The sequence below is a fragment of the Bdellovibrionota bacterium genome (genome assembly GCA_035292885.1).
Classification (GTDB): domain Bacteria; phylum Bdellovibrionota_G; class JALEGL01; order JALEGL01; family DATDPG01; genus DATDPG01.
On sequence record DATDPG010000080.1, the window covers coordinates 1 to 8,365 of the forward strand.

General features: G+C 54.0%; 7 protein-coding genes and 1 pseudogene. 3 read left to right on the top strand and 5 right to left on the bottom strand.

The annotated features are described in order from the left end of the window. From VI895_06230 to VI895_06240, 3 genes and pseudogenes are all read right to left on the bottom strand, one after another. Positions 1 to 357: hypothetical protein (locus VI895_06230; GenBank protein ID HLG19399.1), on the bottom strand; the 357-nt coding region annotated here is incomplete at its 3' end. 13 nt (positions 358 to 370) lie between these two features. After that, positions 371 to 1,168 (bottom strand): ABC transporter permease subunit, encoded by a 798-nt coding sequence (locus VI895_06235; GenBank protein HLG19400.1) that lies wholly within the window; start codon positions 1,166 to 1,168, stop codon positions 371 to 373. 127 nt (positions 1,169 to 1,295) lie between these two features. Beyond that, positions 1,296 to 1,925, bottom strand: a pseudogene (locus VI895_06240) (ATP-binding cassette domain-containing protein). A 149-nt stretch (positions 1,926 to 2,074) separates the two neighbouring features. Between VI895_06240 and VI895_06245 the strand changes: the two are divergent. Beyond that, positions 2,075 to 4,030 carry a 4Fe-4S dicluster domain-containing protein gene (locus VI895_06245; GenBank protein ID HLG19401.1) on the top strand — a complete coding sequence of 652 codons (1,956 nt, stop codon included), beginning with the start codon at positions 2,075 to 2,077 and terminating at the stop codon, positions 4,028 to 4,030. A gap of 10 nt (positions 4,031 to 4,040) precedes the next feature. Here VI895_06245 and VI895_06250 read toward each other — a convergent pair whose 3' ends face one another. Beyond that, complete coding sequence (locus VI895_06250; GenBank protein HLG19402.1) at positions 4,041 to 4,889, bottom strand: hypothetical protein; 849 nt, start codon at positions 4,887 to 4,889, stop codon at positions 4,041 to 4,043. 370 nt (positions 4,890 to 5,259) lie between these two features. Further along, entirely contained in the window at positions 5,260 to 6,063 is an 804-nt protein-coding gene (locus VI895_06255; protein ID HLG19403.1) for a hypothetical protein, read from the bottom strand. A gap of 346 nt (positions 6,064 to 6,409) precedes the next feature. On the opposite strand from VI895_06255, the gene VI895_06260 reads away from it, so the two are divergent. Then, complete coding sequence (locus VI895_06260; GenBank protein HLG19404.1) at positions 6,410 to 7,012, top strand: hypothetical protein; 603 nt, start codon at positions 6,410 to 6,412, stop codon at positions 7,010 to 7,012. A gap of 140 nt (positions 7,013 to 7,152) precedes the next feature. Beyond that, on the top strand, positions 7,153 to 8,365 hold a 1,213-nt coding region (locus tag VI895_06265), incomplete at its 3' end, for a cytochrome c3 family protein (GenBank protein HLG19405.1).

Sequence of the window (8,365 nt, forward strand, 5' to 3'; positions counted from 1 at the left end):
CGACGCGAACGTCACGGCGACAATCCCGCACATCGTACCCACGACCGAAAGTCGTTTCATACCTAGAGCAAAAACGACCACCAAACAGGCCCCGCCACCGATCGCCAGACCCCAGTTGGGCCATTGTTTCCCGACGAGGAGGACGATCCAGGCCGCGTTGAGCGCCGCCAGCGATCCCAGCGTCGCCTGCCACTGGCGCGGAACGGTTGTGACGATAAACGTGAGCACGAGTCCCAATCCGCCCACAACCAACGTCCAAAAGAACCAGGTGGAGACCTGCGTAACGGCGAACGCCAAGAAGCCGTACACCATCATGACGGCGCCGGTAATTCCAAGACATTGCATCAGAAGCTGCATGACAAACCCTCCGTTACCGCCACTGCGTCGACTCGATGGACCGCTTGGTCAAAAACAGGAAAACTACGATAAAACTCAGAAAGTAGACCACATCCCGCGTGTCCATCAGACCCCGCAGCAGATTGCGAATATGTTCCGCGACCGAGAGATACTTCACGACCTCAAAAACAAACGTCCCCTCGTTTTGGCCGATAAAATTAATGATGAACATGAAGAGCAGAATGACAAACGAGATCACCGCCGCGATGATCTGGTTCTCCGTCAACGAAGATGCAAACAGGCCTACCGCCACGCCGGCCGACGCGAAGAGAATCACTCCGACATACCCGGTGAAAACCGGACCCCATTCCGGCTTCGAAAACCAAAAAAGGAGCGCCTGATAGGCGAACGTCGGCACGACCAAAACCAAAACAAACAGAAGCGAGCCGAGGAACTTCCCGACCAGGAGCTGATTGGTCGTAATCGGAGACGTCATGAGAAGCTCCGTCGTCCCCTGGCGCTTTTCCTCCGCGAACGACCTCATCATGATGAGCGGCAGAATGAACAGGAAGACGAACACCATGTTGAACAGCGCCGGCGCGATGACCATTTCGTTCAAGTTGAACCGGGCCAACATCTCGGGATTTTGATAAAAGCGGATCATCTGCTTGGCGTACTTGAATTGCTCCGAAAATCGGACCATCCCCGCGTAAAAGAAGTAGCCCGAGAGCGTGAGGAAAATAACCATCACGACGTAAGCGATCGGGGAAACGAAGTAGTGCTTCAATTCCTTCTGGACGATAGCCCAGGTATTAGCCCACGACTGCTGCATGTTTTCCTCCGTCGGCAGAGGCGACGTTCGTCAGAGAGACCTGCGACTCCTCTTCCTTGGAAATGAGGTCGATGAAGACCTCCTCCAGCGACCGGCCCCGCGTGAGCTCGGAAACCTTTCCCTCCAACACGATTTTTCCGCGATGGATGATCACCGCTCGATTGCAGATCATCGTGACTTCCGGAAGGATGTGCGTGGAGAGGATGATCGTATGTTCCTTGGAAAGCTCCAGGATCAGTTCCCGAATCTCCCGGATTTGCCGGGGATCGAGACCGATGGTCGGTTCGTCCAGAATCAAGACTTCCGGCCGGTGAATAATCGCCTGGGCCAACCCTACCCTTTGCTTGAATCCCTTGGAGAGATTTCCGATCAGGCGGCTTCGCACTTCGGGTAAGCCGCAACGTTGAATCGCCCAATCGATCCGCTCGTTCCGCTCGGCGGCCGGAACCCCTTTGATCTTCGTGACGAACTTCAAATAGGAGACGACCGTGAGGTCATGGTAAAGCGGAGGCGTTTCGGGAAGGTATCCGAGCCGCTTTTTCACTTCAATCGGCTGATCGAGAACGTCGAACCCCGCGACAACCGCCGTGCCGCCCGTCGGGGGAAGAAACCCGGTCAGCATCCGCATCGTCGTCGTTTTTCCCGCACCGTTGGGTCCCAAAAAACCGAGGATCTCGCCTCGCCCGACGCTGAACGTGACATGATCCACCGCCCGAATCTCACCGTAGAGCTTGGTCAATTGTTTTGCTTCGATCATCTTCTCCTCACTGCTTCCGCTAAACGGCAGACTATAGCTGGAATTGCGGGGACTTCCAGGTTTCGACGTGTACGATGCGAATTTCTCTTTTTGATGTCAAGCTCCAGCCAACCCCACACGAATCCGCTATAATACGTAACTCCAAACGTATGCCGATCTCCGGACAAGTCCCGCGCGAGTCCTCTTCTTCGCTCCCGATCGTTCCGCTCACCGAGCTGGCCCGCCTTCAACTTTTCAAGGACATTCCCGCGGGCAGCCTGGAAAGCTTGGAAGGGAGCGTGCACCGCGCGACGATTGACCAGGGCGAGACGATTCTCGAGCTGGCCAAAGAGAAGCAGCTCTTCGAAAACTTTTATTTCATCGCGCACGGCCATGTGAAAGTCATCGGCCTCGACGAGGAAGCGCGCGTCAAACCGCTGAATTTCCTCCGAAAGGGCGATTTTTTCGTCGACAAGTCGGTGAACTGGCGGAGCCAGGTGGCCACGAAAGCCGTGGCCATGACCGGCGTGGAACTTCTGATTCTCCCGCGCGAAGAATTCCGGCGGGCCACGCAGAGCCACCATCCGCTCGAGAAAAAACTGAAAGAACTGGCCGACCGGATCGACTACCGAAACCGCATTTACAGCGAAGACCGCTACGCCCGCTCCGTCATGGAATTTCTGATCGAAACGGAACTCACCCAGGCCTCGCGCATCAAGATCACCGAGATGGACAAGTGCATCGAATGCAACACCTGTTACCAGTCTTGCGAAGAGCGGCACGGCTTTCAGAGGCTGGAGCGCGGGTACGCGCACTTCGGCGTCCTCGATTTCGCGAAAAGCTGCCTGACCTGTTTTTACCCCACCTGCATTCCGGCCTGCCCGGTCGACAGCGTCCTTTTCAATCCCAAGAACGGCGAAGTGGAAATCGACGACAGTTGCATCGGCTGCTCGGCTTGCGCCCGAGCTTGCCAGTACGGCGCGATCAAGATGTACAAAGTGGTTCCGGACGATGCCCGTTTTGCCCGGTTCCTAAAGCCCGGGAAAAAAATCAAACCAAAATTCATCGCCGACAAATGCAATCACTGCGACGGATACGACGACATGGTGTGCATTACCAATTGTCCCACAGGGGCCATCATTGAAGTTGAGGCCTCCGATCTCTTCGATAATCCCCGCGTGTTCGGGGCGGGGGCCGGCGCTTGGCATCGGCTCCCCAGTAAAATCGAGAGGCACCCGGTGGAATTGGCTCTGCAAAAGTTCTACGTGCTTCTGGGGTTTCTCGGGACGTTTTGGCTTTTGTGGGAAGCGTACGCTCTCAACCGGTTCCCCGCGGCATCGATCCTCAAGCAATTTCAACTGTCCGGTGTGATCCCGTCCGATTTCGGCCTTGAATTCCGTCGCGGGTCGCAATACTGCAATTTTCTCGGCAATGCCGGCTTTGCGCTGATCTTATTCGCCCTTCTCTATCCATTAAGAAAAGGGTTCCCGAAGTTGTTCAAATATTTTGGAAAGAAGCCGCTCTGGCTCGATTTCCACAACTTTTGCGGCATTTTTGGAACCATTCTCGTTCTTTTTCACACCGGCTTTGTCTTTCCGTTTCAGCCGAGCACATTCGGTTTCCTGGCGCTCGTCGCCGTAGCGGCCAGCGGTGTGTTCGGCCGGTTTCTCTACCAGGCTATTCCGCGTCGTGTGGCCGGCACCGAACTTGAAATGAAGGAAATCGAAGAAGAAGACGCCGCGATCACGCAGAAGCTGGACGCCCTGATGGAAGGATCGACCAAGCATCGCGATCTGATCCGCGCGATCACCCAGTCACTCGCCCAGGACGCCGAAAGAAACCCCACGCTATGGAGTTACATTCGATCCGTCGTAAAAACCTACTGGCTTCTGTGGAGGCTTCGAATTTACTGGCCGAAGGAACTTCGGATCCACCGGAGACAGATCGGCGTTTTCCTCACGCTGTTGCACGAGAAACTCCGGCTTCAGCGAAACGTGGCGTTTTTGAGTCTGTCATCGCGGCTCTTCGTCCGCTGGCAATACATCCACCGACCGTTCGCCTACATCATGTCGGCCATCGCGATCGGTCATGTCATTCGAAATCTGATTTTCTTTCCGAATCTGTAGCCCTGCGGAATCAGCCCAGCCGATCGTTGCTCACGATGTCCCACAATATTTTCCGGTATTCCTGCATCATCAACGGCTGCCACTGCATTTGCTCTTCACAAGTCATTGTGGAATTCGTGAGATTTCGTATCTGCTGCTCCGCATCGGGTTGAACGGAGATACGAGCGCATTGATAGCTCTTAAAATCCATCTGTGGATGATAACGGCGTACAACTCGCATTTCGTTCAAGTGAGCGAAATCCTCCATGTAGGTTCCGAATTTGTCCTTGAGGGCATACAGTTTACCTCTAAGCGGCCCTTTCTCGTACGTCTTCAAGAGGACAGTCTGCCGTGCTTTTTCTTCCCCAAACCATTTTTCAACAAAATTATCGTCGATGATGGGGGGATTTGGCCCTCGGTAGCCCGCCTTGATGTTCGAACCCTTGTCCCATTTCGCCTCGCTTGGGCCGGATTCGTAAATTAGGTGACCCAGTTCATGTGCCACTAAAATTTCCAGGTGAATCGAAGCTGGAGTGTTTCTGTTGGCGATAAAGACCACCGGCGGAGTACCGAAATGATCCTCAAAGAAAGTTCGGACGGTGGTTCTCTCCGTAGCCACGAGCTGACCCATCTCGGGATTGATATCTTCCAAATCCCGGTAGCTGGTTACAACGAAGCTATCAAGGTACGAGGACTGTCGAAGAACGTTTTGGAACACCTGTGGGCCGACAAAACGAACGGTGATGTCCGTTTGGCAAATCGCTGGATCCATCACGTATAAGGCACAGGTCTCGCGTAAGCGGGGCACGAGATCAAAAAGCGACCGTTTATCGGATATAGCCCAATCTCGGGCCTGGTTCCCCCATTGGGCCGGAGGCACCGATGCCGCACCATCCATTTCAAAAGCAATAGTTTCGCGAGCAGCTTCACGTGAATGCCATCCTTCCGCCGTATCTTCGGCCCACGCGCGAGCGCTAACCAAAAACGGACAAAGAAGAACTAGGGCAAATGCCCCCCTTGTGTCCATCGATTCCCCCCGATCTGCCGCACCTCTCCGTGCCCCCCTAACGGCGGTATCTAGTCTAACGCCAAAATTCACATGAACTCCAGAAAAAACACCCTTGGTTTACGCGCTGCGTAACAGCCGCGCGGGACAGGAGTCAAGTGACTGAATCGATTAGAATTTCAATGACTTCACCCGCCGGCTTCGAAAGCGGCTCGCTTATTGACTTAATTTAGCGAACGAATCGTCAAGGGTGTTCATGTCCGCCAATCGGTTTCGGATGTTTGAGTGCCTCTTGTCGTGCTCTTTCCCGCGCTTTTTCTTCCGCTATAGGATTCTTCGGCTTCGCGTTCAATGCTCCATTAAAATCGTTGAGCGTTTCGAACACCACATCTCCGCCCTGGTGGAAATTTAACTTTTCATGAATTTCGTTGTCCGGGTTTAACGAACCATCGTCCGAAGCGTAACCTTTAAAATATACTGCGGTATATGCCACACCCAAATGCCCTTCCAGTGCGGTCTCCGCCTCGTCCGCGGCTAACACGTACGCGCGGTTCCCGTAAAACCACTGCGATTCGAGGACGAGCTTCTTCATCTTTCGAAGATTTTGAGACAACTGACTTTTCGGATTGTCGATAATTTGATCGAATCCCGGCTGAATATAATGCTGGAGCGCTTCGTACAAAACAGCGCCCAACTGATTTGCGCCGCTCGAAAGGTCCCACGAATCAGGATTGCACTCGATGATCAGTTCCTGAGTTCTACGAACGATCGTTCCATCCGGATTGCGATCGGCGTAGTCGAAATACATTCGGAAGTCATGGTCCCCATCCACAAACATATTTGGACTCCCCAAGTGCCGGGAGGCGAACTCAATGCCTACACGGACGATCCGATCCGCGGCCGGATCCGGGCAATTCGCTTTCCAATCTTGCCTGTCGGCTGAACGGTTGGTCGGTACCGCCACCTGTCGCACTTGCTCCTTAGCCAGTGCTGATCCGATGAAGAGGATAAGGATAATAGAGAAAGTCCAAAGGAATCGCTGGGTCATGAGCCGACCTCCAGGTTTATTAAGAACGTGTTAGTGAATGCATAACGCAAAGTGCCAAGCAATTGCAACAAGAAAAAATTGACGTATGAAAAATTTAATATCTACCTAGGACAAGTTGTCAAACAAAACCCGCTTAGATCCAGGGATCCTCGATATCTTATTAAAATAATAGATAAATTGTCACAGGCTATGCGTGCCATGGCGGCACACGGTTTGCCGACTATACGCTCAAACGCCTTACATCGGGATTGACAGCCCTCTTCTTGGTCGTAAGCACTCGTGGCTTGACACTTAACGCGATGCGCTATATAGCTTCCTGAGCCTAGCGGAAGGTAGTAACGACGCCATGTCATTTTCCTTAATTCCCTCCCGGATACCATTTTTCTTGATGATTGCCTGTTCCCTATTCACTTCCGGAACTGCGGCCGCATCCTCAAGCGCAGAGGAATGCCGAGATCAATTAAAGCAGGAACTCGAAAGCGAGTTTCAAGAAGAAGGGCTGGCTCTCGGGTTTCCGGATACCAAGGACTTTGAAGGCGTGTGGTGCGATTCCGCGAGAGTCGTCTTTGCGGAAGAAGTCCGGAAACTCGTGAACCGCCTCTCGGAGACTCGACTGGACGGTCGCGAAGAGATTGCTGATCTCGAACGACTCTTGTCCCTCGTTGAGCAGCTCGGGCCGACACCTCTTATCGATTACACGCGAAATGCCACCCGTCAGCGGCTGGAATTACTGCGTAGCCTGTGGAACGGTCCTAGGCTGCGTATCGATGTCGGGTCCGGCCACGGCATCCTGTTTGGATGCGGGGACAAAAGCCAAAGCATTCTTCTCCCTGATTTAGAAGGGTCTGAGTCCGGATGGCAGTGGGAAATGCATGTAAGCTGGTCCGGGTCGACCTATTGCAGGGGCGCGACAGTTTTTCAAAAACCGATACGAGCCAAAGCGAAGTAAGTTTTCGACGGTTGAACCGCAATTTTCCGTGACGTAGGGATTTTCCCTCCGTACGATTATGTCGATCCAACTTCTTGAGATTGCGCGCATTTTTGCACAAATCAAAGCCCATACTTTTCGGACTTTGTTCATTCCTTTGGGTGTCGTCCGCGACAGCCCAGTTCGATTTCACAAAATGGATTAATCCCGGCCCGCTCTCGAAGCCTCACGAAACGCTTGAGGGCGTCACAAACTGCACAAAGTGCCACGCCTCGGCGCAGGGAATCCCTGACAATAAATGCCTGGCCTGCCACACCGAGATCGGCGAAAGGCTCGCGGCCAAAAAGGGGTACCACGCCCAGCAGACGAAGCTCTGCATGACTTGCCACGGCGAACACAAGGGACGCAACTACGACGAAACGGGTCTGACCCGTCTGCCGTTCAACCATGCCGAGTCGGGCTGGCCGCTCACGGGCGGACACGCCAAGGTCACGTGCGAAAAATGCCACACCGGCATGCGAAAGAACGTGGACACCAAGAAGCCGACAACGAAGCGGACGTATTTGGGAGCTCCCACCACCTGCGTCGGCTGTCACGCCGATCCGCACAAGAGTCAAAAAGAAAGTTTCACCAAGTGCGAGCGTTGCCACACCGTCGACCATTGGAAAACCCTCAAGGGTCGCCTCTCCTTCAATCACAACAACGAAAGTCGGTACCCGCTCACCGGAAAGCATGAAGTCGTCGCCTGCTACGGCTGCCACAAGAAAAAAACTTGGGCGCCGCTGCCGTTCGCCCAGTGCACCGATTGCCACGTCGACCCGCACAAAGGGAAGCTCGGGCCGAATTGCGAAAAGTGCCACAACACCAAGACGTGGCGGGCGATCACGCCCGGCTCGAAAGACGGAAAGCCGTTCGATCACGACAAGACCGCGTTCCCTCTCAAAGGGGAACACCGGAGCGTCACCTGCCTGCGGTGTCACGGTCCGGTTATCGGAAAGATGCAAAATTTCGATCAGTGCGGCGGCTGCCACAACAATCCGCACGGCAATCAATTCCAGGAACTCTGGGACGTAAAGAGGCCGTGCAAGAGCTGCCATCTTGAAGACGGCTGGATGATTCTTTCGTTCCAGCACAATCGCGACTCCCGGTATGAACTCGAAGAAAAACATCTCGAGGTTCCATGCGAGCAGTGCCACATCGATCGGAAGTACCGCTGGCTTCCGTCGGCTCCCGATTGTTCGACCTGTCATCAAGATGTCCACCGCGCTCAATTCACAAAACCGTGCGCTTCGTGCCACACGACCAAGAGTTTCAACATGCTCACGTTCGATCACAACAAGGACTCCCCCTTCCCCTTGGTCGGGAAGCACCAGA

What these genes read in the sequence shown, in the direction of transcription:
- VI895_06235 (HLG19400.1), bottom strand. Translation starts at nt 1,168, where the DNA reads ATGCAGCAGTCGTGGGCTAATACCTGGGCTATCGTCCAGAAGGAATTG.
- VI895_06245 (HLG19401.1), top strand. Translation starts at nt 2,075, where the DNA reads ATGCCGATCTCCGGACAAGTCCCGCGCGAGTCCTCTTCTTCGCTCCCG.
- VI895_06255 (HLG19403.1), bottom strand. Translation starts at nt 6,063, where the DNA reads ATGACCCAGCGATTCCTTTGGACTTTCTCTATTATCCTTATCCTCTTC.
- VI895_06260 (HLG19404.1), top strand. Translation starts at nt 6,410, where the DNA reads ATGTCATTTTCCTTAATTCCCTCCCGGATACCATTTTTCTTGATGATT.